Raw genomic sequence first — 26,230 nt, 5'->3', positions numbered from 1 at the left:
CTCTCACCATATCCAGTTACTTCCCATTCAATTGTTCTAACGCTTCTCGGAGCGTGAATCTTTTTTCATATAATGCTTTACCAATAATCGCACCTCTAGAGTCGCTTTTCTTTAGTTGATTCAAATCTTTTATACTGCTGATTCCGCCAGATGCGATCACTTCTTTTTTCGTTATCAGAGCCATTTCCTCAATCGCTTTAACATTGGGTCCACTTAGCATTCCATCTGTTGCAATATCCGTAAAAATAAAAGTTTCCGCCCCAGCATCTGCAAAGCGTTTTCCAAGTTCTACTGCTTTTACTTCTGAAGTAGACAGCCAACCATGTGTCGCAACAAATCCATTTTTTGCATCGATACCTATCACTATTCCCTTTCCATATTTGCGGATCATCTCCATCGCAAAGTCTGGCTGTGAAACAGCGATACTGCCAATTATTACTCTTGTTATCCCATTCTCAAGGTAATGGACAATATCTTCTTCTTTTCTAATACCGCCACCAATTTGCACTTTTACTCCTAATTTTGTTGCTGTATCAATGACAAATTGATCATTTACTTTCTTGCCATCCTTCGCACCATCTAGATCAACCATATGAATCCACTTCGCACCGTGGTCTACAAAGCTTTTTGCCATATCAAATGGTGAATCTCCATAAATTGTTTCTTTTTCATAATTCCCTTGCTGTAAACGAACGCATTTTCCGCCTCGCATATCAATGGCCGGATATAAAGTGAAGGTCATATTGTTCATCCTTTCTGTATTAAATTCGCAAAGTTGCTTAATAATTGCATCCCCAATTTGCTACTTTTCTCCGGATGAAACTGCATGCCAAACACATTGTTTCTTCCTACTACTGCTGGAACCTCTTTATCATAGGAACAGCTTGCTATAATAACACCCTCGTTAGTATCTGCATAATACGAGTGCACAAAATAAACGAAATCATCTTCCAAATCAGATGTGACCAAAGACTCTCTTTTAAAATGCAACTTATTCCAGCCCATATGAGGAACCTTATAGGCCGCACCACTTTCTGTAATGCCAGGAAAACGAACCACTTTTCCAGGTAGTAAATTTAACCCTTCACTGTATCCATGCTCCTCACTTGATTCGAACAATAACTGCATCCCTAAGCAAATGCCTAACAAAGGCCTCCCACTATCAACAAATACAGAAATCATTTCAGATAGGCCCGTCTTCTTTAATTTTTCCATTGCATCTTTAAACGCTCCGACACCTGGAAGAATCAATGCATCTGCCTGAAGTAATTTATCTTTATCCTCTGAAATAAAATAGGGAGCACCTAATCTTTCTAATGCTTTACTTACGCTGAACAAATTCCCCATTCCATAGTCAATAATTCCGATCATTTACAGCATTCCTTTCGTGGAAGGAATTCCTTTAATTCTTGGGTCAATCGTCGTGGCTTCATCTAATGCACGAGCCATCGCTTTAAAGATCGCTTCGATCATATGATGGGTATTTTTCCCATAGTGCAAAATAACGTGCAGATTCATTCTAGCTTCTAACGCTAGTTTCCAGAGAAATTCATGTACCAGTTCTGTATCAAAGGTTCCTACCTTATCATTTGGAAACTCTGCTCGGAATTCTAGATGAGGTCTGTTGCTTAAATCGATAACCACTTGTGCCAATGTTTCATCCATTGGTACAAAGCTATTCCCATAGCGCTTAATCCCTCTTTTATCTCCGAGCGCCTCTTTTATGGCCAATCCTAAACATATCCCAATATCCTCTGTTGTATGGTGATCATCTACCTCAATATCTCCATTCGCTTGAACTGTTAAATTAAATTGACCATGTTTGGTAAATAAGTCGAGCATATGATTCATAAATGGTACACCTGTGTCTAGTTCAGAAACTCCTTCTCCGTCTACATTAAAAGATAACTGAATGTTCGTTTCACCTGTTTTTCTACTAATTGCAGCTGTCCTTGCCATTTTCCTTCCTCCTTTTATTATTCCAGGTCGTCATATCGCGCTTCTATGGCTCTTGCATGAGCCTCCAATCCCTCTAAGCGGGCAAACTTGGCTATTTTATGAGCGTTTTCTTTAAATGCTGCTTCACTGTAATGTGTGATACTAGATTTTTTTTGGAAATCATCCACGTTTAGTGGGTTGGAGAACCTTGCTGTTCCATTTGTAGGTAATACGTGGTTTGTTCCAGCAAAATAATCCCCGACTGGCTCTGAGCTATATCTTCCTATAAAAATAGATCCTGCATGACGGATATGGTCGAGGAGAACGTATGGATTTTTTGTTATGATTTCTAAATGTTCTGGCGCAATAGTATTGATGACAGCGACAGCCTTATCTAACGTTTCTACAACCACGATTAATCCATATTGATCAATTGATTTTTCCGCTATTTCCTTACGTGGCAAATCATTTAACTGCTGCTTCACTTCTCGAGAGACTTCCTCAGCCAATAAAATGGAAGTAGTAACGAGAACAGAGGAAGCTCTTTCGTCATGCTCTGCCTGTGATAATAAGTCTGCAGCAATTTCTTTTGCACTTGCTGTTTCATCAGCTATGATGGCAATTTCACTTGGTCCTGCAATCATATCAATAGCAACATCGCCAAAAACTTCTCTTTTGGCAAGGGCAACAAAGATATTTCCAGGACCGACAATCTTATCAACTTTCTCAATTGATTCCGTCCCGTACGCTAATGCGGCAATAGCCTGAGCGCCCCCCACTTTGTAAATCTCCTTTACCCCAGCAATATCAGCTGCTACTAAAACAGCACTCGGGAGAATTCCATTTTCATTCGGCGGCGAGACCATAACTATCCGCTGAACTCCTGCAACTAATGCTGGAATGACATTCATTAATACAGACGAAGGATAAGCTGCTGTTCCCCCTGGAACATAAACACCAACGGAATCTAATGGGAGAATCCGTTGACCAAGAACAGAGCCATTTTCTTGGGTAAAATCCCATGAGGTTTTCAATTGCTTTTGATGGTATTCTTTAATATTTGCGGCCGCCTCTTTTATAATCGAAACCATTTCCTTGTCTACATAATTGTAAGCAGCTGCTAGCTCTTCTTTCTTCACCCGAAGACTTGTCAATTCAGCTCCATCCCATTTTTTTGTATATTCGATTAAAGCTTGGTCACCACTTCTTTTTACCTGTCCCATAATCTCCCGAACCGCTTTTCGCTGTTCTTCCGTACCTGCATCAACAGAGCGTTTTAAACTAATATTCTCTATATCTGTCACAATTCGCATCTAGAATACTCCTTATTCGTTATTTCACACTTAATTTCGACTTTACTACCGGCTGAAGCCTCACTACTAATTCACTAATTCGTCTATCCTTCAATCGGTAGCTTGCAGGATTGACAATTAATCTTGAAGTAATGTCTACGATTCTTTCATATTCAATTAGGCCATTCTCAGCAAGTGTCTTTCCTGTCGAAACAATATCGACAATTCGATCAGTTAAGCCGATAATTGGTGCAAGCTCAATGGAACCATTCAGCTTAATAATTTCTACTTGAGACCCTTGTTCACGAAAATAGGCTGCCGCCACATTAGGATATTTTGTTGCAATTCTAGGAGCAATTTCATTCAGTTCTGTATGAGGAAGCCCTGCTACTGCTAAATAACAGGCACTAATATGTAAATCTAGCAATTCATATACATCTCTTTCTTCCTCTAGCATGACATCCTTTCCTGCAATCCCCAAATCGGCAACGCCATGCTCGACATAGGTAGGAACATCCATAGGCTTAGCCAAGATAAAGCGGAAGTTTTCTTCTTCAACCTCTATAATTAATTTCCGGGAGTCATCAAATTCTGCTGGTAAACGAAAGCCTGCATCTCTTAATAAATCGGCTGCCTCTTCGAAAATTCTTCCCTTTGGCATTGCGATAGTTAGCATGTCATTCATTTGGCCACCTCCGCTCCTTTTTTTCCAACCAATAGTATGATTTCACTATACTGCTTTGTACAAGCATCTACATCTTTCACCCCATTAATATCTTGCGTAATGACATGGATGCCAGCTTGCCTTTTTTCTTGAGCTAATAGAAATGCTTCTTTTCTTCGTTCACTACTAAATAAAATACATTCGATCATGGTTGTTTTTGCGACCGTGCCTAATGCTTCCAATAGTCGATCCACTCGAATAGCAAAACCAGTTGCTCCAGTGTTTTTTCCGAATTTCTCTAATAGCAAATCATATCTGCCCCCACTACCAATGGGAAAGCCTACCCCTTCTGCATATACCTCATATACAATGCCAGTATAGTAGCTCATATGACTAACAAGTGATAAATCAAATGTCACTCTGTCTGCCACTTCGTAATCTACAAGGATATCTCTTAGCTGTTTTAAATCATCGATTGCTTTCTTTCCTTGATCTCCTTCCATTAGCTGATAGGCAAGGTCAATCACTTCTTCTTTTCCTCTTAGTGTTAGGAAATCATTTAAGCGCTGTTTATCAATACTTGATAAAGCAAGTTGTTCTACATGCTGACGATAGCCGACATAATTTTTCTCATATAAATATTTGGTTAAACTGTCCACTCTATCTTTTGTTCCAAGAATTTGTTGAAAAAATGATTGGACAAAGCCAATATGCCCTACCGACACTTGATAGTTTTTCACACCTGCTTGTTGAAGGGAGGAAATAAGTAGAGAAATTCCTTCTCCATCTGCACTAATGGTTTTATCGCCAATATATTCAACACCTATTTGTTCAAACTCCGCCGGTCTGCCGCCTTCTCGCTGCTGCGCTCGAAACACGGACGCATTATAGGCAAGACGTAATGGCAAATCTTCTGATAGAAGCTTAGATGCCGCTACTCTCGCTATTGGCGCAGTCATATCTGGGCGAAGAACTAGTGTATGTCCCTGCTGATCCAATAATTTAAAAAGCTGCTGGTCTAAAATAGCGGACGCTGTGCCGACTGTTTCATAGTATTCTAATGTCGGAGTTTCAATAAATTGATAACCCCATTTTTTTATTTCTGTATCTATTTTTTGTTTAACTTTATATTTTCTTTCGTAAATCGCTGGTAATGTATCTCTCATGCCTAATGGCTTTTCAAACATAAATAAGCTGCTCATCATAACACCTCATGTTTTAAAATTCCGAATGCTTTAGTTCGCTAATATACTACCAAATTAAAGAGTTGTTTTTAGTGTACTCTTCGTCTGAACTGAGGTCAAGAGAAAAGTTTCATTTATTAGATCTTTCTAAAAAATCCAACGAAACTTATAAACAAAGTCTTTCGGTATATTCAATTTATCGTTATATTTCACTGTTTTTTATTAATTCTGACATTTTCAAAAAAACCTATCTATTCCTTACTTCTAGAAACTTATTCTTGAAATAACGGACAGATAGGTTTTTGTCTTTATTCATCTAATACATAGGAAGGCTCATTTCGTTTACGTTCTTCCATTTGTTCTGCGGTATAAATGATTTGCATCGGATTTCCCCCAACAAAGCTTCCTGCCAGGACGTTCTTATGTACTAATGTACCTGCAGAAACAATCGCACGATCACCAATTGTCACACCAGGAAGAATAGTGGAATTGGCACCAATCATGACTTCATCGCCAATTTCAATCTCCCCAAGTCTGTATTCCTCTATTAAATATTCATGGGCAAGAATAGTGGTATTGTAGCCTATGACAGTATTCTTGCCGACCTTAATTTTTTCTGGAAACATAATATCAAGCATTACCATTAAGGCGAAGGAGGTTTGATCTCCCACCTGCATTTTTAATAGCTTTCGGTACATCCAATTTTTCACTTTCAAAAAAGGCATATATCTTGCTGTCTGAATAACAATAAAATTTTTAATTACTTTCAAAAACGGAACCGTTTTATAAACATGCCATAAGGAATTGGGTCCACTAACCGGATATCTCGTCGTTTTTCTCATGTTTGTTGTACTTCAGGAATAGAAAGAATGTCTTTCATATTCTCAAAAATATAATCAGGATTATATGCCTGCAAAAATTCTTTCCCTTTTAGTGTCCAAGCAACACCCGCTGTTAAAGTACCTGCATTTTTCCCAGACAAAATATCATGTTTATTATCTCCAACCATAATTGCATCGCCAGGGGAAGCCTTTAATTTTTCAAGAGCAAGGAGAACCGGCTCGGGATCTGGTTTAGCGTTTGTTACATGATCTAAAGCAACCACTACATCAAAAAATTCATCTAGCTTCGTCAATTTCAAGCCCATTTCCACTACATCGGAAAGTTTTGTTGATACAATTGCAAGCTTAAAGCCTCTTTGCTTTAATTCTTTAATAGCATCATAAACACCATCAAATATTGTAACAATCTTATCGTGATTCGCAATATTATAGGAGCGATACATTGCTATCATCTCTGGAGCTCTCATTTTATCAATCGACTCAAATGTTTCCAATAATGGTGGTCCCATAAAAGGAATGACATCAACTCGTTTATATTTTCCTGGGTAATAATGATTTAATGTATGTAAGTAGGAGGAAATAATTAATTCATTTGTATTTATTAGCGTTCCATCCAAATCGAATAATGCTGTATTAATCTTTCCAGTCAACCTAAACATTCCTTTCCATGATTAACCATTTGCATCTAAATAACGTTCACTTGCAAGACCCGTTTTCCGTCTATAAGCGATACAGATAATAGAAATGACAATTAACGCTAATGAAATTAATTGAGCCATCCGTAAATCACCAATCATAAGGCTATCTGTTCTCATTCCTTCGATAAAGAATCTTCCAACTGAATACCAAATAACATAAGTTAAAAAGATTTCTCCTCTACGTAAGTTCACTTTCCGTAAAACTAGTAAAATTACGAATCCAACAATATTCCATAATGATTCATATAAAAAAGTAGGATGATAGTAAGTGCCGTTAATATACATTTGATCGATAATAAAATTCGGCAAATGTAAACCTTCTAAAAAAGAACGTGTAACTTCTTCGCCATGTGCCTCTTGATTCATAAAGTTGCCCCAACGGCCAATAGCTTGTCCAAGGATTAGACTAGGTGCAGCGATGTCCGCGATTTTCCAGAAGGAAATACCCTTTTTCTTTGTAAAAATATAAGTAGTCACAATCGCACCAATTAAAGCTCCATGAATGGCAATTCCACCATTCCAAATTTTCGGTATATCCCCTAGATGATCTTTATAGTAGCTCCATTCAAAAATGACGTAGTAAATTCGCGCACATATAATAGAAATGGGGATTGCCCATAACATTAAATCAGGAAAGTCATCCTTTCCAAGTCCTCTTCGATTCCCTTCTCGCATTGCAATAACAAGAGCAAGAATCAATCCAAAGCCAATGATAAGTCCGTACCATCTAACATCAAACGGTCCTAACGAAAAAGCAATTGGATCAATTGGTTGTATATCTTCCATTCGATTTCCTCCTATTTCCCACGTTTTTCACAGCATTTCACTTTATTTATTTTCTTTCGTCAGATATAACATTGTTTAATTTATTCGTGAATTGTTCGGCTGCATTAACACCCATTCTTTTTAAACGGAAATTCATTGCCGCGACCTCAATAATTACCGCTAAATTTCGGCCAGGACGAACTGGAATTGTCAGCTTGGTTACTTCTGTATCAATTATTTTCATTTTTTCCTCATCTAAACCTAAACGATCATATTGCTTGTTTTGCTCCCATAATTCCAAAGACATAACTAAAGATATTTTTTTGTGGGTACGAACAGCCCCAGCTCCAAAAAGCGTCATGACATTAATGATCCCTAATCCACGAATTTCCAATAGATGTTCAATTAACTCTGGTGAACTACCGACAATTAAATTCTCATCTTCTTGGCGTATCTCCACACAATCATCAGCAACTAATCGATGCCCGCGTTTTACAAGCTCAAGTGCTGTTTCACTTTTACCTACACCACTTTTACCAGTAATTAAAACGCCCACACCATAAATGTCAACAAGAACCCCGTGAACCGCTGTTGTTGGTGCTAATTTTCTTTCCAAGAAATTTGTAAGACGACTGGAAAAAAGCGATGTTTTATGCTTAGATCGTAGTACAGGTACAGCTAATTCTTCTGATGCCTCTATTAATTGGGGAGGCACCTCCATATTTCGAGTAATAATAATTCCTGGCGTTGTATCACTACATAACTTGGTTAAGCGATTTGCCCTATCTTCCTCACTTAATCGTTCAGCAAAGGACAGTTCTGTCTTCCCTAACAGCTGAACACGTTCTGCTGGATAATAGTTAAAATAGCCAGCCATCTCGAGACCTGGTCTTGATATATCACTAACTGTAATTGGTCGATTAATTCCCTCTTCTCCACTTACAATTTCTAAATCAAACTCTTCGATAACATCTTTTATTAGTACTTTCGCTGCCATGAAGCTCCTCCTTTAAAGGTCACTGCTGTTAAGTTTTTTATAAACAGTATTAGCTGTTTAAGGTATGTTTTTTTAGAATTCCATATTCACCTTATTTTAGCATTAAACACTAAATATATGCTAGAATTCAGTCAAAATAATAAGAAAAGCTGCTAGGTAAAGCAATGGCCATTTCTCCACTCCTTTACCCGGCAGCTTTCTATTCTTTTCCTCGCAGAACTGTGTTTTGAACGATTATATTGCAAAGTGACAGTAGAACGCTAAAAAATAAACACATACCAAAACTCGAAATTTCAAAACTATCTCCCATTAATCTGTCTGTTAATGACAGCGTAATAGCGTTGATGACAAATAAAAATAGCCCAAGCGATAACACTGTTACAGGTAACGTCAATAAAATTAAAATTGGTTTGACAATAATATTTAGCAAAGATAAAATCACACTTGCTCCGATTGCCGCACCTATTCCCGATAAATAAAATTGTTCCTGAAATAATCCAGCTAATGCTACAAAGAATATAGCATTAATCAGTATTCCGATAATCCATCTCATTCCAATTACTCCTCATTTAAACACAGAAGAAGCTGATTGATTTAAGATACAGAAGAAAACCACATTTTACCTTGAAGTCCCTGTATCTTATTCATTTCTTCTATTAAAATTAATTGCTTTTTTCAATTTTCTTCACTTTTATCGATCCTGTTTTAGTATTAGCTTCAATTTTTGTATGATGCTCACTTGATTGGATTGATTTAAATTGTAACGTTTTTTGCAGAACTTCATTTTTTTCCTCTATTATTTGTATTCCCTCTAACTCTACATTGAATCCACCAAAATTCGTTTTTAATTCACCGCTGACCGCTAATGTTTCAGGTAAACTTACTTCAATGCTTCCTGTTGTCCCTTGGAGCTCAAGGATTTCACAGGTTTCTGAATGGTTCACACATGATATACTGCCATTAAAGGCTTGTAAATCAACTTTATTGAAATACCCCTCAACCGTAATAGAGCCATTTATTGTTTCTGCATCCAGTTTATCCATCTTTCCTTTTTCGACTTTAATACTGCCGTTTGCAGCATCTGCCTCCACTTTTTTGTTTTCACCAGCTTTTAGCGTTATTTTACCATTAGCTGTTTTAGCATACAATTTTTCCGCTTTAACATCAAACGTAGTAATTGGTCCATTAAATAAACGGATGATGGCTGATTCATATGAAATTTGTGGAATATAAACCTGTGCTTTCACTTTCATCCACTTATGGTTCGTTTTCACTACTAAGCGCTCATTATCTACTATTACGTCTACTTCCTTGAGAAATACTCTTTTTGCTTCCTCTAAAGAATTCACTCGATAGACCTTTGCTTTACACTCAATACTTACTTCCTCTTGATCCCATGGAATCAGTTCTACCTCTCCATTGGGAATATCGATATCCAACTTTTTGGGAGCAATATTATTGAATTGAAAAATGTGAGAAACTTCTTCAAAATGACCGAAGTTTAAATCTAGGTCTACTTCCTTCACCTTTTTTATGGTTGTATCAACTATGTCAAAAAGCTTATCTTTCGCTGCTTGAAAATTAAATCCATAATTTGAAGACGTTTCTTTCTTTTTTTCATGAAACTTTGATTCTTTTTGAAAATCTTCTAAAATTATTTTTTCTTCTTCATTTAAAGACTTTTTCTCATTCACTTCATCAACCTTTTCCATTAGCTTTAACGCTTCATCAACAGTTAATTTTCCACTTTCCACTAATTCTAAAATTCGCTTTTTCTCTTCTGCCACTTTAAATCCTCCTCAAAAAATACGATTTTATTCTTTTAAGTACTTTTCACAAAACATTAAAACACCGCTTATTTCCATTTGCTAATGTGAAGACTATTAGATTAAAGAAAAAAGACACTTTCAAAGCCAATCATTGGTTGAAATTACTAATTAACAGAAAGGACTCCTATATGTTAATACGGAATCATCCCAGCAAAGGTTTCAATTTGAATACTTTCTGATCTTCTTTATTTTATGTAGCGGGTTTCTAATTCAGAAGAATTTCTCCTTAAGTTAGGAAAAAAGAGACGAGGTCTGGCAGGTAACTGTTGGTAATAATTCCATCAGCTTTTCTACTTTCCCCGTCTCTTGATTTAAGTTGTAGCGATTTTTTCCGCTTCTTCGATACTATTCTTCATTCTTTGCCGCTCTCTATCTAGGATCGGCTTTAAATATTTCCCTGTATAAGACCCTTTTAGATTGGCAATATCTTCAGGAGTCCCTGTTCCTAATATTGTGCCACCTTTATCTCCGCCTTCTGGTCCTAAGTCGATAATATAATCAGCAGTCTTAATGACATCGAGATTATGTTCAATAACTAGTACTGTATCTCCATTTTCGACTAGTCGCTGAAGAACAATCAATAGTCTTGAAATATCATCAACGTGTAAGCCTGTTGTCGGCTCATCCAAAATATAAAAAGACTTTCCGGTAGATCGACGGTGTAATTCTGACGCTAGTTTTACCCTTTGTGCCTCTCCACCTGATAAAGTAGTCGCTGGCTGTCCGAGTTTAATATAACCTAAACCAACGTCCACAATTGTTTGCAATTTACGATGGATTTTCGGTATATTTTCGAAGAAGGATACACCATCTTCCACTGTCATTTCCAATACATCGGAGATGTTTTTTCCTTTATATTTCACTTCTAATGTTTCCCTATTGTATCGTTTGCCATGACAAACTTCACATGGAACATAAACATCTGGAAGGAAATGCATTTCAATTTTTATGATTCCATCTCCGCGGCATGCTTCGCATCTTCCACCTTTAACATTAAAACTAAAACGTCCTTTTTTATAACCGCGTACCTTTGCTTCATTGGTTGTCGCAAAAACATCACGTATATCATCAAACACACCCGTATAAGTCGCCGGATTTGATCTTGGTGTTCGACCAATTGGGGATTGGTCAATATCTATGACTTTTTCCAATTGTTCAATTCCCTTAATTTCCTTATGGGCACCTGGCTTTGCCTTCGCACGATTTAGCTTTTGAGCCAAGCCTTTATGAAGAATTTCATTAATTAAAGTACTTTTTCCTGAACCAGAAACCCCTGTCACAGCGATAAACATTCCGAGCGGTATTTTTACATTTACATTTTTTAAATTATTTTCTTTTGCCCCAGTAATTTCAATATATCTGCCATCACTTTGTTTTCTCTCTAATGGAAGTGGAATGAATTTCTTTCCAGATAAATACTGACCAGTTATCGATTGTGGATCATTCATTACTTCTTTTGGCGTTCCCACAGAAATAATTTCGCCACCATGGACACCCGCACCTGGACCAACATCAATTAAATAGTCAGCAGCCATCATGGTATCTTCATCATGTTCTACAACAATCAATGTATTCCCTATATCACGCATCTGTCTTAATGTATCGATTAATTTATCATTATCTCTTTGATGAAGCCCAATGGAAGGCTCGTCCAAAATATAAAGAACACCCGTAAGCCTTGAACCGATTTGTGTTGCTAAACGAATTCTTTGGGCTTCTCCACCTGATAAAGTTCCTGCCGCTCTACTTAGTGTTAGATAATCTAATCCAACATTGATTAAAAATCCAACTCTTTCTTTTATTTCTCGAAGAATCAAGTTAGCAATTTGTTTTTCTTTATCTGTTAAATCAACCTTCTCCATAAATTCATAGCATTCCACCACTGATTTTTCAGTAATTTTGCCGATATGCTGTCCGTTAATTAAAACAGCCAAAGCCTCTTTCTTTAGGCGATATCCTTTACATGTGCGACAAGGCTGTTCTGCCATGTATTTTTGCATTTGCTCACGGATGTAGTCAGAACTAGTTTCTTTATATCTTCTTTCCACGTTTTTCATAACGCCTTCGAATTGGATATCATTTTCTCTCACTTGGCCAAAGTCATTTTCATAGCGGAAATGGATATATTCCTTTCCAGATCCATAAAGGATTTTATCCATTAAATTCTTCGGAATGTTCTTTACAGGTATATTCATGTCAATTCCATAATGATTACATACACTTTCAAGAAGCTGTGGATAGTATTGAGAACTAATAGATTCCCAAGGAGCTATCGCATTTTCCTTTAAAGTTAAATTCCAATCAGGAATAACTAAATCTACATCTACAACTAGTTTATTTCCTAGACCATCACAATCTGGACAAGCTCCAAATGGACTATTAAAAGAAAATAGCCTTGGTTCTAATTCACTAATAGAGAAACCGCAAATTGGACAAGCGTGATGCTCACTAAACAGTAATTCCTCTTGTCCCATCACATCAATAATGACTTTTCCATTCCCGAATTGTAAGGCTGATTCCAATGAATCTGCCAGACGAGCAGTTATTCCCTCTTTGACAACAAGTCGATCGATAACTACTTCAATATTATGTTTCTTATTTTTCTCTAGAGAAATATCATCACCAATTTCAAACATTTCTCCATCGATGCGCAAACGAACATACCCTTGTTTTTTTACATCTTCAAGTACTTTCACATGTGTTCCCTTGCGCCCTGATACAACCGGCGCAAGTACTTGCAGTCTAGTTCTCTCAGGATATTCGAGAATACGGTCAACCATCTGTTCTATTGTCTGAGAAGAAATTTCAATACCATGCTCTGGACAAGTTGGTCTTCCTACCCTCGCAAATAATAATCTCAAATAATCATAAATTTCTGTTACAGTCCCCACAGTAGAACGAGGATTTCGACTTGTCGTTTTCTGATCAATAGAAATAGCAGGAGATAAGCCTTCTATTGAATCAACATCAGGCTTATCCATTTGTCCTAAAAACTGCCGAGCATAAGCAGATAAAGATTCTACATATCTTCTTTGTCCTTCTGCATAAATCGTATCAAAAGCAAGAGAAGACTTTCCTGAACCAGATAAACCAGTTATCACTACTAATTGATCTCTCGGTATTGTTATATCAATATTTTTTAAATTATTTGCACGTGCACCTTTTACGATAAGTTTATCTTTTGCCATTGTTCTCTCACCCCTCAGCCTTTAATTCAAGCAGTAAATCGCGAAGTTCTGCAGCTCTTTCGAAGTTTAATGCTTTTGCTGCTTCTTTCATCTCGTTTTCCATTTGTGCGATCATTGCTTCTTTTTCTTTTTTCGTTAATTTATCAAGTTTTGTAGTTGTTCCATACTCTTCAGGCTCCTCTGCTGCTTGCGTAGCACGGATTGTATCTCTAATTCCTTTTTGAATGGTTTGCGGGGTAATTCCATGTTCTTCATTATACTTTTCTTGAATTTCTCTACGTCTTTTCGTTTCGCTGATAGCGACTTCCATGGAATGGGTAATCTTATCAGCGTACATGATGACATGGCCATTAGAATTTCTCGCCGCCCGTCCAATCGTTTGAATAAGGGACCGCTCTGAACGAAGGAACCCTTCCTTATCTGCATCCAAAATAGTAACGAGTGAGACTTCAGGAATATCCAAGCCTTCTCGCAATAGGTTAATTCCTATCAATACATCGTATTTCCCAAGACGTAACTCTCGAATAATTTCAATCCGTTCTAATGTTTTTACTTCGGAATGTAGATACTGTACTTTTATCCCTATTTCTTTTAGATAATCTGTTAAATCCTCTGACATTTTTTTCGTCAGTGTTGTTACCAATACCCGTTCATTTCGTTTCATTCTCTCATGGATTTCCGCTATTAAATCATCAATCTGTCCTTCAATTGGACGAACATCAATGGTTGGATCAAGTAACCCAGTTGGACGGATTATTTGTTCAATCATAACAGGAGTATGTTCGATTTCATATGGTCCTGGTGTTGCAGAAACACAAATCATTTGATTAATATGCTTCTCAAATTCTCCGAACGTTAATGGGCGGTTATCAAGAGCTGAAGGCAGGCGGAAACCATGCTCAACTAATACGTTTTTCCGCGCTTGGTCTCCATTATACATTCCTCTAATTTGCGGCAACGTAACATGGGATTCGTCAATCACAAGTAAGAAATCTTTTGGAAAATAATCCAGCAATGTATAAGGAGTAGATCCAGGAGGTCTTAATGTTAAATGTCTTGAGTAATTTTCTATTCCTGAACAGAATCCCATTTCTCGCATCATTTCTAAATCATAGCGTGAGCGTTGTTCTAGACGCTGAGCCTCTAATAATTTATTATCTGCTCTTAATTGCTCTAAGCGTTCTTCTAATTCTTTTTCAATGTTTTCAATTGCTATTTTCATTTTCTCTTCTCTTGTTACGAAGTGAGACGCCGGAAAAATAGCAATATGATTTCGTTCTCCTAAAATTTCACCCGTTAATGCATCCACTTCCCGAATCCGGTCAATTTCATCTCCAAAAAATTCGACTCTTATACAATGTTCATCTCGGGACGCTGGGAAAATTTCGACTACATCACCACGGACACGAAAAGTTCCCCGTTTAAAATCAATATCATTTCGATCGTATTGAATATCCACTAATTTACGAAGCAATTGATTTCTTTCCAATTCCATACCGGTTCTTAATGATACAACCATTTCTCGATATTCTTCTGGAGAACCTAATCCATATATACAAGATACACTGGCAATAATTATTACGTCATCTCTTTCAAATAAGGAAGATGTTGCTGAGTGACGGAGCTTATCAATTTCATCATTAATGCTTGCATCTTTTTCAATAAACGTATCCGTTTGCGGGACATAAGCCTCTGGTTGGTAATAATCATAGTAGCTAACAAAATATTCTACTGCATTATTAGGAAAAAATTCTTTAAACTCACTATATAATTGACCTGCTAAGGTTTTATTGTGAGCAATAATTAATGTTGGCTTTTTAACTTCTTTAATCACATTGCTTATGGTGAACGTTTTACCCGTCCCAGTTGCCCCCAGCAAGGTTTGAATCTTCTCTCCTGCTTGTATACCTGAGACTAATTTTTTGATTGCTTCTGGCTGATCTCCTTGAGGAGTATACTTCGAAACTAATTCAAAATCATGACTCACTAAACCATCCTCCGATCTATACACACGCCTGTTTATTCATCTATTCCATTGCTGCTTTATGTTAATACTCCACGATATTAGCTATTTTCGTACACTCTGTTGTTTTAAGGATTCAAATTCTCCGCAAAAACAAAAAGCAACAAATTAAGGAAAACAACAAAATGAAAAGACGATTTTTAACCATTTCTTTCTTTAATTCCTACCTATGTAATCAATATAACATCATTCTACCACAAACCTTCCATTTCAAACCACAAAAAAGAGAACAAACATTCGATTTATTTTTGAACATAATTTGATTAGGACGAAAAACATTTCCCTATAAAAAAATGACTATACGAAATACCTATCCTCTTTATCGACGGAAAATCGTTTAGTCATTCTTCTTCTCTATTCTTTTTTATATTTCTTCTATTAAGTATCCTTACTTGCTAATCTCTCTTTCCAATTTCTACTGATCATATAACCAATAGTCATAGAAAAAGCATCAACGACAATTAATAAAAATGTATCCGTATATCCTCTGTAAACCGAAGCAGCAATTAAAGCAACGGTTAAGACTAAACCAATAATTGGATAATAGGTTGCTTTTGAAAAAAGGATTACCAATAGGCACGGGAAAAATAGTGCAGCTATATATTTCCCCATCTATATACACCTCTATTTAACAAATTTCACTTCATTGACCGTTAATCCAAATTTCCCTAGTGCACTTGCTAAATTATTAAATATTGGTATCTGGCTAAAATCTACACCTAGTTGAATAGCTGTTTGTGCCACCTCTGGTCTTAATCCTGAAAGATAACCTTTGACACCAATTAATCGTAAAGCATGAATCACTTGGAAAATTTGATGCGCAACCATTGTATCAATTAGGGGCACACCCGATAAATCAATAAATAAGTGATTAAATCGTTTCTCGTTACATTCCTTTAGTGTATTCTCCATAATTAATTGCGCTCGCTTTGTATCAATATCGCCGATTAATGGAATAACACCAATTCCCTCCGTAATTGGAATAACTGGGCTGCTTAATTCATATATAGTTTCTTGCTGTGCCGTTAATTGCTGAAATTTATATTTATCGTAAGAACCAATAAAAATATTTACAAATAAATCAAATGCATAATGAATTAATCGTATCCATTCAAAGAGTGTAGGAATTGTTAAATGAGCAGTAGTCTCCGCAGAAAATTTTTCTACATATGATAAAAGAATGCCTTTAACCGTGTTAAGCTGTTCAATTGATTCTAAAATTGGTACTAAGTCTTTCGCCCGCTTTTCTGCAACTTTAAGAGCCCATTCAGAAATATTTGCTGAATATACTTCTTCTTCCTCAATAAAAACCTTTATTACATTTTCTAAAAGAGTTTGATGGGCGGTAATTAGTTCTGCCATATTCTCTGCTGATTTATGGACTGAATAAAAGGATGAATCACTATTTTCTATCATGCTTAGCCACTCTTTACGCATATCAACAAGATGGTCATTTAAATAAGTATATAAACTTTGCATACAAGGTTCCAACTAATTCTCCTCCTAATTCAAGAAACAAGGCTTCATTAGGTTTCTATATGGCTATTTCTTACAATACAATAACAGAAGCATTCACAACTGTCTATTTTGATTTTCTACTCTTTTTCTTAAAATCCGGTCTAGTGTTTATCGATAAATATATACTATTATATAGTTCACCACATAGTGAAACAAGCAAGAAGCCTTTTGTTAAAAACAGAATCCTTATGTAATTTTTAACAAGCTTGTTGCAATCACTTGAAAGATTGGTTTCACAGAAGATGCTCTTTTCTTAGCTTGTTCTAGCAATACAATAATTTCATCTAGTTCTTCAGGACTTAACTCTTCCACAATCCAATCTTCCAAATCCTGATTCTTAATGATTATCGTACGATTTGGTATATCAATCGTACGATAATTCCTCAATTCATTATGAATGAAATTAATATGATGTTGATATTTCTTTTCCTTATGTAAAGAATATGTATTTTTATTCACTCGACTCCTCTTCATCCTTCCGCTCCTCTCTCTATGTATCTATGCATCTTCTTCTATTCTATTTGGTAAATATATAGCTATTATAATAGGAAAAATATACAGAAGGCCTTACTCCCTAGTAATTTCTACTAAAATAGGCAATAAGAAGTGCGATAACTAGTCAAAAAGTCCGTTTTATCTATGATGGAGCTAAGGTAATATTTACTAATAAGGGGATGCGAGGCAGCAATATATAGCCATTATGTAAAGGAGACAATTAATATGGGAAAAGGAACTATGGATATTGTTGGGTATCGTATAAAAAAGGATGTTTATTCAAACTCTATTGAAGGCTTACTTCTACTTAAAAAGGACTCCATCTTAACCAAGAAGCATGTTGAATTACTTACAAAGCATCAGGTTAATCCATTTGATGTTATTGAACCTACAGATGAAACCGCTACCTCCTCCGATAATAAGGAATTTACTAATTTGCTAGATGAGGTAAAAGAAACTTTCCATCGCATTATGGAACAAGATAACAGCACGGTGGAAAAACTCTTAACTGGCTTTAAAGACATCATTGATTCTTCTCTTCAAGAATTAGCAATTTTAGAAATTCTTCATAAAGAAGTCTCACCAAATGATTATATTTACCAGCATAGTATAAATGTTGGAATCCTTTCCGCCATTATTGGGAAGATTTTAGGATTGCCTAAAAAGCAATGCCATCTGCTTAGTCAGATGGGATTATTTCATGATATCGGAATGTTAAAGTTGGATTCATCTATTTTAAAGGCATCTGCTCGTTTAACACAAACAGAATATAAAGAAATGCAAAAACACACAATCTATGGAAAAAGTATTTTATTTCAAGTTCCACAATTGGATATATTAATATCGCGAACTGCTCTGTTACATCATGAAAAAATAAATGGCAGAGGCTACCCCTCTCAGCGTACAGAAAAGGATATTCCTTTCTTGATCCAAATTGTTTCCGTTGCAGACAAATTTAATAGCATGTGTACTGCTAATACGTATAAAGACAAGAAAACCTACATTGAAGCTATTGATGAATTAATGAGTGAATCCTATGGAAATGCTTTAAATCCAGCTATTGTTATTCCATTTACCAATTTCATCATGAGGAAGCAGCTCTTTAAAAAAGTCATGCTATCTAATAATGAAACAGCAGAAATTATCTTTATTCATCAAAATGAACCTCATTTACCATTGATTCGACTAAAGGATTCCTATATTGATTTACGCAGGACTTCCTCTTTAAAGATTACTGGATTAGCAAATTGAATAATAAAAATGGTCAAATCACGAGTGATTTGACCATTTTTATTATTCGAGGATTTTTTAAACCCCTTTATAGGCTTTACGATAAATATCTGCTAACTCTGTAACTAATGGTAATTTAGGGTTAGCTGTTGTACATTGATCTTCAAAGGCCCGGTCCGCTAAATAATCCACTTTTGCTTCGAATTCTTTTGCATCTACGCCTTGTGCAGCAATACTCATTGGAATATTCAGTTCTTTCCCTAGTCTGATTACTGCCTTTACAAAGTTGTCTACACCTTGTTCAACTGTATTAGCCGGCAATCCAAGAATTCTAGCAAGATCCGCATAACGTTCATCTGCTTTAAAATATTCATATTTAGGGAATGACATGAATTTTTTTGGTTTCTCAGCATTATATCTGATAACATGTGGCAATAAAATTGCATTAGAACGGCCATGTGCGATATGGAATTCGGCTCCTAATTTATGTGCCAAGCTATGGTTAATTCCTAAGAACGCATTTGCAAATGCCATACCGGCGATCGTAGAAGCATTATGCACTTTTTCACGTGCTTCTTCATCATTTCCATTACGATAAGCTCTTGGTAAATATTCAAAGATCAATTGAACAGCTTTAACTGCTAATGCATCTGTATAGTCATTTGCCATATTTGATACATACGCCTCCACAGCATGTGTTAGTACGTCCATCCCTGTATCTGCTGTAACGGATGGTGGAACTGTCATCACAAATTGCGGATCAATGATTGCTACATCTGGTGTTAACTCATAATCTGCTAAAGGATATTTAATATTTTGCTCTTTATCGGTAATAACCGCAAAAGATGTTACTTCAGATCCAGTACCAGAGGTAGTTGGAATTGCCACAAATTTAGCTTTTCCACCCAATGATGGATATTTATATACTCTTTTGCGGATATCTAAGAACTTTTGCTTTAAGCCAAAGAACTCTTCATCTGGATGTTCATAGAATAACCACATTCCTTTCGCTGCATCCATTGGAGAACCCCCACCAAGAGCGATAATGCAATCCGGCTGGAATTTAGCCATCATTTCTGTTCCTCTAACAACTGTTTCAATAGATGGATCTGGCTCTACATCGGAAAATACTTCTACTTGCACTAGATTTGAACGTTTTCTTAAGTTATAAAGTAATTTATCAACATATCCGAATTTGACCATATATGGATCAGTTACGATAAACACTCTAGAAATGTCCTTCATTTTTTGTAAATACTGTACAGAGTTTTTCTCAAAATAGATTTTTGATGGAACTTTAAACCATTGCATATTTACATTCCTTTTTGCTAGTTTTTTTACATTCAATAAATGAATGTCTGTTACGTTAGTAGATACAGAGTTTTTACCATAAGATCCACAGCCAAGTGTTAAAGATGGCATGAAAGCATTGTAGATATCACCGATCGCACCTTGAGAAGATGGAGCGTTGTTAATAATTCGGCATGCTTTCATTCTTAGCGCAAAGCTTTCGATTACTTTTGGATCTTCAGAGTGAATAACTGCTGAGTGTCCTAATCCGCCGAATTCTAGCATTTCTTCTGCACGTTTGATTCCTTCTTCTGTTGATTCAACTTTATAGCATGCAAGGACTGGACTTAATTTTTCTCTTGATAGCGGGTAATTTGGTCCCACACCCTCTAATTCCGCAAGTAGGATTTTGGTATCTTCCGGAACTTTTACTCCTGCCAATCCTGCGATATAATGAGCAGATTTACCAACGATATCAGGATTTACAGCACATGTGTTTTCATTAATTACTAGTTTTTCTACTTTGGCTAATTCCTCTTTATTTAAGAAATAACAGCTATTACGAACTAATAAATCTTTCACTTCTTCATAGATTTCTTTATCAATGATTACTGCTTGTTCAGAGGCACAAATCATTCCATTATCAAATGTTTTAGAAAGAATTAAATCAGTGACTGCTCTTTTAACTTTTGCTGTTTTTTCAATATAACAAGGTACGTTACCAGCTCCAACTCCCAGTGCTGGTTTGCCACAACTGTATGCAGATTTAACCATTCCTGGTCCTCCAGTTGCAAGAATTAGTGCGATATCATTATGGTTCATTAATGCTTTTGTTGTTTCAATGGAAGGTTTTTCAACCCATTGAATACAGTTTTCTGGTGCCCCTGCTTTTACAGCTGCATCTCTTAAGATTCTAGCTGCTTCACTACTGCATTTCTGTGCAGAAGGATGGAAAGCAAAAATAATTGGATTCCGTGTTTTAATAGCAATAATAGCTTTAAACATTGTAGTAGAGGTAGGGTTTGTAACAGGTGTTACTCCTGCAATCACTCCAACTGGATCAGCGATTTCGACAATTCCTGTTTGTTGATCCTCATTTATTACCCCAACTGTACGATCATATTTAATATTGTGGTATATATATTCTGTAGAGAATATATTCTTTGTTATTTTATCTTCATAAATGCCTCTTCCGGTTTCTTCTACTGCTAGTTTAGCTAAATACATATGTTTATCTAAGCCAGCAAGAGCCATTGCTTTTACTATTTCATCTACTTGCTCTTGATCTAAGGACATAAATTCCTTTAGTGCTCTTTTTCCTTTCACAGCCATTTCATCAATAACTGCTTGCACATCAACTTGTTCATTTTTCCCTTTTACTTCTTTTTCAACAACTGACATCGTAGATCCCTCCAATTATAGAGAATGATAATTATGTGAAGTTTTTCACATATTACTTTAAAGAAAAAACTACTTTATAAAAGCAGTTAATTTGTGAAATATTTCACAAATTGTTCTTTAAAGAAAAACTACTAATATAGTAGTTTAATTTTCCTACCAACTTACAGTTCTTGTTGCTTGTTTGCAAATTCTCGTTAGTTTTTCTTTACACGCTTATCATATAACGACTTGTGAAAACCTTCAAGTCTATTTAAATAAATTTGTTCATATTTTCACAATGCCGTTCACATTTTATACAAATTTGAAATATCCCCTTATTTTTTCTATAATATTAAATGTGATAAATTCAACAATGAAAGGGTTTACAATGTGAATAAAAAAATAGTTAGGTCGAGTACCAATCATGATACCTATCAGTTCATTATCCATGTTTCCTATCAGCTATTTATGGAATTAGGATATCGAAAGGTTAGTACAAGAATGATTGCAGAACATTGTGGAATTACACAACCAGCCTTATATCATCATTTCAAAAATAAACAAGATATTTATAAAGAAGTAATTAATGCGTCTATAAAACAAACCGAACAAGCTCTCTTAAACATTACGAAAAAATTCGAGAATCTTCAAGAATGTCTCTATCAAATTGCTATTTACTTTTTAGAAAATTATCAAGAGGATTTAATGCAAATGTTTCATGACTTACAGCATGAAATGCCGGCTGATGTCCAAACACATTTAAGAATTCGCTGGCAGGAAGGATTTTTGAACCCCATTATACAAGTATTTGATCAAGAGGAAAAAAACAATGCAAATATTTCCTACAATAAAATAGAAAGTAATAGCCAAGAAATTGCCTTGATGTTTCTTCAATATATTCAAACAGCGATGCAGCCTTCTTATATGAAAGAACTATCTTCTAATCAACAAAAAAAGGAAATCCAGCGAAAGGCAAAGTTAATTGTTCATTTATTTTTGTTTGGCCTAGTAGATAGGTAATGATTTTGTAAAAAACACTTCATTTCTTTCTGTATTAACTATATACTCAACTTATCAAGTGATAAGTTTGTTTTACATCTTACTTATCGATTGATAAGTTGCGTCTTTAAGGAGTGGAAAAATGAAACATTATATTCAGCAATATTTTACTGCAGTAACTAGTAAAAAGGGAAAGTGGATTACTTTAATTGCCTGGCTTCTCCTTGTCGGGATAGTAAGCATGTTTTTACCTCAGGCTAGCTCACAGAAAAATGATTTAGCTAGAAATATTCCCACTACTGCTTTATCACAGCAGGCAGAGGAAAAAATGAAAGAGGAATTTCCCAATGAACAAGGAACACCTGCATTAATTGCTTGGTATCGATCAACAGGATTATCTGATCAAGATTTACAACAAATCCAAGAGCTTACCAAACAACTAACAGAGAAACCGCTAATCCATCAAGAAATGATTATTCCCTATCATCAACTACCGATAGAAGCAGTAAAGCGACAAATTTCTGAAGATGGAACAACATTCGTTCTCCCGCTTTTATTTGAGAATAATTTAGCTACAAGCGAACTGAAGACTGGTATTCAGGAATTAGAAACGGCTGCAAGTGACTTATGGGGAGAAAATCCTTTTAACACCTCTATAAAAGACGAAACAAAATTGCACGCAAGAACAACCGGTCCAGTAGGTATCTCTATTGACGCGACAGAGCTGTTTAGCCAAGGTGACTTATCATTACTCATTGGCACAGTCATGATAGTTTTAATTTGTTTGCTTGTCATATATCGTTCTCCAGTATTAGCTTTAATCCCGCTAATCGGAGTTGGAATCGCTTATGGAGTTATCAGTCCTTTACTTGGCTTCTTAGGTAAGTCAGGGTGGATTGAATTTGATTCTCAAAGCATTGCTATTATGACCGTATTGCTTTTTGGAGCTGGTACAGACTATTGTTTATTCATTATCAGTAGATATCGTACGTTACTAACACAAGAATCAGTAAAGGAAATTGCGATGCAAAAAGCCTTAAAACGTTCTGGCGGAGCCGTGGCGATGAGTGGTTTAACAGTATTTTTCTCCCTCATTGCATTATTATTAGCTCAATATGGGGCAGTTCACCGATTTGCCATTCCATTTAGCATATCTATTCTCATAATGATGATAGCTAGTTTAAGTATTGTCCCTGCCATTTTAGCTATTATCGGCAGACTGTCTTTTTATCCATTCGTTCCTAGAACAGAAGAATTATTAGCAAAAAAGGGCATTAAAAAAACAGCGAAAAAAAGAAAATCACTCGGAACCGCGATTGGTAAGGTAGTAACAAAACATCCATGGAAAGTGACGATTCTCACGACAATATTACTTGGAATTTTTGCTCTTTTTTCCCTTAAAACGGAGTATACGTATGACTTATTATCCTCATTTCCGGATGATATGCCCTCAAGAGAAGGCTATACTTTAATTGAAGATCATTTTAATGCAGGGGAACTTGCTCCCGTATCGGTTATTATTAACACCGAAGGAGAAGCTGTAAAAGTCGAGGAATCCTTGAAGCAATTAGATTTTATCGCAAAGGTTTCAGAGAGTGAAGCAGGAAAGAAGAATCCTGATTTAATCAAATATTCAGTGGAGCTTCAAACGAATCCTTATTCAAATGAAGCGATGGATAAACTACCAATAATTCGGGAAACATTGGAAGAAACGCTTCAGGAGAATGGAATCAAAAATGCGAACGATAATGTTTGGATTGCTGGAATTACTGCAGAGCAATATGATACAAGAGAATTAACAAATGATGATGCGCAAATGATCATTCCTGTTATTTTAGCCATGATTGCCATCCTTTTACTTATTTATCTACGCTCTATAACGGCAACCATCTATTTGATTGCGACCGTTCTGCTTTCCTATTTTAGCGCATTAGGATTGGGCTGGATTATCCTTCACTATGGATTTGGAGTAGAGGCAATTCAAGGTTTAATTCCGCTATACTCCTTTGTATTTATTGTGGCATTAGGAGAAGATTATAATATATTCATGATTTCAAGCATATGGAAGAAAAGCAAAGAAAAGCCTCTCTTACAAGCGGTGAAAGAAGGTGTAGCAGAATCTGGCGGCGTTATTACTTCTGCTGGAGTCATTTTAGCCGCTACCTTTATGGTACTAACGACTTTACCAATGCAAGTACTTGTCCATTTTGGAACCATAACTGCAATCGGAATTGTGCTGGATACCTTTATTGTAAGACCATTTTTAGTGCCTGGAATAACTTCCCTATTAGGAAATGCTGCCTTTTGGCCAAGCAAGAAACTACATGTAAAAGAAAAAGAATAGATTATTTATTCCTCCAAGTGCTGTCTCACCAGAAAGCTTGGAGGATTTTCTTCTCTCTTTTCCGTTTTATCCTTCCTTTTTTTAATTTATTTGATTTTCTTAAAACAAAATCCCCTTTCCATACGTCTATTCCTTGTAAAACTTAAGTTATTACGTATTTCTTCCATAAAGGAGCTCTTCTATGTTAAACAAAAATAAAAAAGAAACGGAGTTAATTACATTTATTATGGATCATAAGGAAAGCTTCTATCGATTTGCTTACTCTTATGTACGGAATCAAGAAGATGCCTTAGATATTGTACAAGACTCTATTCATAAAGCGTTAAGAAAACAACATCAATTAAAAGATACTGCTATGATGAAAAGTTGGTTTTATCGAATTGTCGCTACAACCTCTCTTGATTTTTTACGAAAAAAGAAACGTTGGTATGTGGCAGACGATGACAGTTTAGAAGTGCTTGCTTCAAGTTCTGTCGATACTTACAAAAATTTAGATTTAGAACAAGCAATGAATCAGCTTCCACCATCCTATAAAACCATTGTGATTCTTCGTTTTTTTGAAGACTTAAAGCTCGAAGAAATTGCTTCTGTACTAGATGAAAATATAAATACAGTAAAAACAAAACTTTATAAGGCACTAAAAATACTTCGTATAGAAATGAAATAGTGGAGGAATAAAATGGATAGAAAATTAGAAAAGATGAAAAAGGATTATTTGAATATACCCATACCAAATGAACTGGAGAAACAGACACATAGATCGATTAAACGATATCGTACTTTGAGAAGAATTTCAAAAAACGCTATCTTCTTAGCTGCTTCCATCCTTTTATTCATTACAACGGTCAATATAAGTCCGGCAGCAGCAAGCACCTTATCAGATATACCTTTTTTAAACAAAGTCATTAAGGTCGTTACAATAACAGAATGGAAAGAAACGAAGAAGAATAGTGAGCTAGATATTAAAACGCCTGAAGTAACTGGCTTAGAGAATAAAACTCTTTCTCAGACATTAAACCAACAATACGTTCAAGAATCAAAAGAGCTTTATTCTAAATTTATGCAAGAAACAGCAAATGATAATGGAAACTACTCGCTCGAAAGTGGCTATATCGTTAAAACAGATGATGATTTGTTATTATCGCTTGGTCGATATACGATCGAAACAAAAGCATCTGCTGCAGAATCTATTCGCTATGATACGATCGATAAACAAAACGAACTGTTAATCACATTACCAAGTCTATTTAAAGATGATTCTTACATTGATGCTATCAGTTCGTACATTTTACATGAAATGAACAAGCAAATGAAAGCAGACATCGGAAGCTATTTTGTAAAAAGTGATACCGATCCAGAAGGGTTTGATAAAATCGATCCATACCAAAATTTCTATATAAACAAACAGCATCAATTGGTCATTTGCTTTAATGAATACGAAGTAGCACCAGGGTATATGGGGACAGTTGAATTTCCCATTCCATCCGATGTGATAAAGGATTATTTAGTAAGTGATTTATATATAAGATAATTGGTTATCATTGATAAGTCAGA

At 35.8% G+C, this 26,230-nt stretch carries 23 protein-coding genes; 5 read left to right on the top strand and 18 right to left on the bottom strand.

What is annotated here, in order from left to right:
* Positions 1 to 16: 16 nt before the first annotated feature.
* The 17 genes from hisA to NiCM35_RS06260 form a co-directional block, all read right to left on the bottom strand.
* Positions 17 to 742: a 1-(5-phosphoribosyl)-5-[(5-phosphoribosylamino)methylideneamino]imidazole-4-carboxamide isomerase gene (hisA, locus tag NiCM35_RS06340; RefSeq protein ID WP_095330364.1), complete on the bottom strand. Its 726-nt coding sequence runs from the start codon at positions 740 to 742 to the stop codon at positions 17 to 19.
* A gap of 5 nt (positions 743 to 747) precedes the next feature.
* On the bottom strand, positions 748 to 1,371 hold the full coding sequence (gene hisH / locus NiCM35_RS06335; protein ID WP_095330363.1) for an imidazole glycerol phosphate synthase subunit HisH: 624 nt from the start codon (positions 1,369 to 1,371) through the stop codon (positions 748 to 750).
* The gene (gene hisB, locus NiCM35_RS06330; RefSeq protein ID WP_095330362.1) at positions 1,372 to 1,959 is read right to left on the bottom strand and encodes an imidazoleglycerol-phosphate dehydratase HisB; all 588 of its coding nucleotides are present in this window, start codon (positions 1,957 to 1,959) and stop codon (positions 1,372 to 1,374) included.
* Between the two features lie 17 nt (positions 1,960 to 1,976).
* Positions 1,977 to 3,251 carry a histidinol dehydrogenase gene (hisD, locus tag NiCM35_RS06325; protein ID WP_095330361.1) on the bottom strand — a complete coding sequence of 425 codons (1,275 nt, stop codon included), beginning with the start codon at positions 3,249 to 3,251 and terminating at the stop codon, positions 1,977 to 1,979.
* Between the two features lie 19 nt (positions 3,252 to 3,270).
* Positions 3,271 to 3,915 (bottom strand): ATP phosphoribosyltransferase, encoded by a 645-nt coding sequence (hisG, locus tag NiCM35_RS06320; RefSeq protein WP_123258201.1) that lies wholly within the window; start codon positions 3,913 to 3,915, stop codon positions 3,271 to 3,273.
* Complete coding sequence (locus NiCM35_RS06315; RefSeq protein ID WP_163187456.1) at positions 3,912 to 5,096, bottom strand: ATP phosphoribosyltransferase regulatory subunit; 1,185 nt, start codon at positions 5,094 to 5,096, stop codon at positions 3,912 to 3,914. Before NiCM35_RS06315 ends, hisG begins: the two co-directional genes overlap by 4 nt.
* A 290-nt stretch (positions 5,097 to 5,386) precedes the next feature.
* Complete coding sequence (locus NiCM35_RS06310) at positions 5,387 to 5,920, bottom strand: acyltransferase (RefSeq protein WP_433778966.1); 534 nt, start codon at positions 5,918 to 5,920, stop codon at positions 5,387 to 5,389.
* Positions 5,917 to 6,570 (bottom strand): pyrophosphatase PpaX, encoded by a 654-nt coding sequence (gene ppaX / locus NiCM35_RS06305; protein ID WP_123260606.1) that lies wholly within the window; start codon positions 6,568 to 6,570, stop codon positions 5,917 to 5,919. The genes NiCM35_RS06310 and ppaX overlap by 4 nt, the downstream gene beginning before the upstream one ends.
* A 21-nt stretch (positions 6,571 to 6,591) precedes the next feature.
* Positions 6,592 to 7,404: a prolipoprotein diacylglyceryl transferase gene (lgt, locus tag NiCM35_RS06300; protein ID WP_095330356.1), complete on the bottom strand. Its 813-nt coding sequence runs from the start codon at positions 7,402 to 7,404 to the stop codon at positions 6,592 to 6,594.
* Positions 7,405 to 7,450: 46 nt separating this feature from the next.
* Positions 7,451 to 8,380: an HPr(Ser) kinase/phosphatase gene (hprK, locus tag NiCM35_RS06295; protein WP_095330355.1), complete on the bottom strand. Its 930-nt coding sequence runs from the start codon at positions 8,378 to 8,380 to the stop codon at positions 7,451 to 7,453.
* 199 nt (positions 8,381 to 8,579) lie between these two features.
* A complete protein-coding gene (locus tag NiCM35_RS06290; protein ID WP_095330354.1) occupies positions 8,580 to 8,933 on the bottom strand; it encodes a phage holin family protein in 354 nt (117 codons plus the stop codon).
* 109 nt (positions 8,934 to 9,042) lie between these two features.
* A complete protein-coding gene (locus NiCM35_RS06285; RefSeq protein ID WP_095330353.1) occupies positions 9,043 to 10,167 on the bottom strand; it encodes a DUF4097 family beta strand repeat-containing protein in 1,125 nt (374 codons plus the stop codon).
* A gap of 353 nt (positions 10,168 to 10,520) precedes the next feature.
* A complete protein-coding gene (gene uvrA, locus NiCM35_RS06280; RefSeq protein ID WP_095330352.1) occupies positions 10,521 to 13,397 on the bottom strand; it encodes an excinuclease ABC subunit UvrA in 2,877 nt (958 codons plus the stop codon).
* 7 nt (positions 13,398 to 13,404) lie between these two features.
* Positions 13,405 to 15,384: an excinuclease ABC subunit UvrB gene (gene uvrB, locus NiCM35_RS06275; RefSeq protein ID WP_095330351.1), complete on the bottom strand. Its 1,980-nt coding sequence runs from the start codon at positions 15,382 to 15,384 to the stop codon at positions 13,405 to 13,407.
* Between the two features lie 414 nt (positions 15,385 to 15,798).
* Positions 15,799 to 16,032: a CsbA family protein gene (locus NiCM35_RS06270; protein WP_095330350.1), complete on the bottom strand. Its 234-nt coding sequence runs from the start codon at positions 16,030 to 16,032 to the stop codon at positions 15,799 to 15,801.
* A gap of 12 nt (positions 16,033 to 16,044) precedes the next feature.
* Positions 16,045 to 16,911, bottom strand: a complete 867-nt coding sequence (locus NiCM35_RS06265; protein WP_095330349.1) for an STAS domain-containing protein — start codon at positions 16,909 to 16,911, stop codon at positions 16,045 to 16,047.
* Positions 16,912 to 17,124: 213 nt separating this feature from the next.
* Positions 17,125 to 17,412 (bottom strand): hypothetical protein, encoded by a 288-nt coding sequence (locus tag NiCM35_RS06260; RefSeq protein WP_217279708.1) that lies wholly within the window; start codon positions 17,410 to 17,412, stop codon positions 17,125 to 17,127.
* A 246-nt stretch (positions 17,413 to 17,658) separates the two neighbouring features.
* On the opposite strand from NiCM35_RS06260, the gene NiCM35_RS06255 reads away from it, so the two are divergent.
* On the top strand, positions 17,659 to 18,684 hold the full coding sequence (locus NiCM35_RS06255; RefSeq protein WP_095330348.1) for an HD-GYP domain-containing protein: 1,026 nt from the start codon (positions 17,659 to 17,661) through the stop codon (positions 18,682 to 18,684).
* A 57-nt stretch (positions 18,685 to 18,741) separates the two neighbouring features.
* Here NiCM35_RS06255 and adhE read toward each other — a convergent pair whose 3' ends face one another.
* Positions 18,742 to 21,354, bottom strand: coding sequence for a bifunctional acetaldehyde-CoA/alcohol dehydrogenase (gene adhE, locus NiCM35_RS06250; RefSeq protein ID WP_123258205.1), 2,613 nt, complete (start codon positions 21,352 to 21,354; stop codon positions 18,742 to 18,744).
* 369 nt (positions 21,355 to 21,723) lie between these two features.
* On the opposite strand from adhE, the gene NiCM35_RS06245 reads away from it, so the two are divergent.
* The 4 genes from NiCM35_RS06245 (at position 21,724) to rsiV (ending at position 26,207) form a co-directional block, all read left to right on the top strand.
* The gene (locus NiCM35_RS06245; RefSeq protein WP_095330346.1) at positions 21,724 to 22,353 is read left to right on the top strand and encodes a TetR/AcrR family transcriptional regulator; all 630 of its coding nucleotides are present in this window, start codon (positions 21,724 to 21,726) and stop codon (positions 22,351 to 22,353) included.
* Positions 22,354 to 22,474: 121 nt separating this feature from the next.
* Positions 22,475 to 24,676 (top strand): MMPL family transporter, encoded by a 2,202-nt coding sequence (locus NiCM35_RS06240; RefSeq protein WP_123260603.1) that lies wholly within the window; start codon positions 22,475 to 22,477, stop codon positions 24,674 to 24,676.
* A 181-nt stretch (positions 24,677 to 24,857) separates the two neighbouring features.
* The gene (gene sigV, locus NiCM35_RS06235; RefSeq protein WP_047943753.1) at positions 24,858 to 25,343 is read left to right on the top strand and encodes an RNA polymerase sigma factor SigV; all 486 of its coding nucleotides are present in this window, start codon (positions 24,858 to 24,860) and stop codon (positions 25,341 to 25,343) included.
* 12 nt (positions 25,344 to 25,355) lie between these two features.
* Positions 25,356 to 26,207, top strand: a complete 852-nt coding sequence (gene rsiV / locus NiCM35_RS06230) for an anti-sigma-V factor RsiV (RefSeq protein WP_095330344.1) — start codon at positions 25,356 to 25,358, stop codon at positions 26,205 to 26,207.
* The last annotated feature ends 23 nt before the right edge of the window (positions 26,208 to 26,230 follow it).

This window comes from Niallia sp. M35 (assembly GCF_050971705.1).
GTDB classification, from domain to species: domain Bacteria; phylum Bacillota; class Bacilli; order Bacillales; family Cytobacillaceae; genus Niallia; species Niallia circulans_A.
The sequence above is the reverse complement of the archived record's forward strand: the minus strand, read 5'-3'. Positions and strand labels throughout refer to the sequence as shown.

What these genes read in the sequence shown, in the direction of transcription:
- uvrA (WP_095330352.1), bottom strand. Translation starts at nt 13,397, where the DNA reads ATGGCAAAAGATAAACTTATCGTAAAAGGTGCACGTGCAAATAATTTA.
- NiCM35_RS06270 (WP_095330350.1), bottom strand. Translation starts at nt 16,032, where the DNA reads ATGGGGAAATATATAGCTGCACTATTTTTCCCGTGCCTATTGGTAATC.
- NiCM35_RS06290 (WP_095330354.1), bottom strand. Translation starts at nt 8,933, where the DNA reads ATGAGATGGATTATCGGAATACTGATTAATGCTATATTCTTTGTAGCA.
- hisH (WP_095330363.1), bottom strand. Translation starts at nt 1,371, where the DNA reads ATGATCGGAATTATTGACTATGGAATGGGGAATTTGTTCAGCGTAAGT.
- NiCM35_RS06255 (WP_095330348.1), top strand. Translation starts at nt 17,659, where the DNA reads ATGGGAAAAGGAACTATGGATATTGTTGGGTATCGTATAAAAAAGGAT.
- hisD (WP_095330361.1), bottom strand. Translation starts at nt 3,251, where the DNA reads ATGCGAATTGTGACAGATATAGAGAATATTAGTTTAAAACGCTCTGTT.
- hisG (WP_123258201.1), bottom strand. Translation starts at nt 3,915, where the DNA reads ATGAATGACATGCTAACTATCGCAATGCCAAAGGGAAGAATTTTCGAA.
- sigV (WP_047943753.1), top strand. Translation starts at nt 24,858, where the DNA reads ATGTTAAACAAAAATAAAAAAGAAACGGAGTTAATTACATTTATTATG.
- lgt (WP_095330356.1), bottom strand. Translation starts at nt 7,404, where the DNA reads ATGGAAGATATACAACCAATTGATCCAATTGCTTTTTCGTTAGGACCG.
- NiCM35_RS06240 (WP_123260603.1), top strand. Translation starts at nt 22,475, where the DNA reads ATGAAACATTATATTCAGCAATATTTTACTGCAGTAACTAGTAAAAAG.
- NiCM35_RS06310 (WP_433778966.1), bottom strand. Translation starts at nt 5,920, where the DNA reads ATGAGAAAAACGACGAGATATCCGGTTAGTGGACCCAATTCCTTATGG.
- rsiV (WP_095330344.1), top strand. Translation starts at nt 25,356, where the DNA reads ATGGATAGAAAATTAGAAAAGATGAAAAAGGATTATTTGAATATACCC.
- NiCM35_RS06260 (WP_217279708.1), bottom strand. Translation starts at nt 17,412, where the DNA reads ATGAAGAGGAGTCGAGTGAATAAAAATACATATTCTTTACATAAGGAA.
- hisA (WP_095330364.1), bottom strand. Translation starts at nt 742, where the DNA reads ATGACCTTCACTTTATATCCGGCCATTGATATGCGAGGCGGAAAATGC.
- adhE (WP_123258205.1), bottom strand. Translation starts at nt 21,354, where the DNA reads ATGTCAGTTGTTGAAAAAGAAGTAAAAGGGAAAAATGAACAAGTTGAT.
- hisB (WP_095330362.1), bottom strand. Translation starts at nt 1,959, where the DNA reads ATGGCAAGGACAGCTGCAATTAGTAGAAAAACAGGTGAAACGAACATT.
- hprK (WP_095330355.1), bottom strand. Translation starts at nt 8,380, where the DNA reads ATGGCAGCGAAAGTACTAATAAAAGATGTTATCGAAGAGTTTGATTTA.
- NiCM35_RS06315 (WP_163187456.1), bottom strand. Translation starts at nt 5,096, where the DNA reads ATGAGCAGCTTATTTATGTTTGAAAAGCCATTAGGCATGAGAGATACA.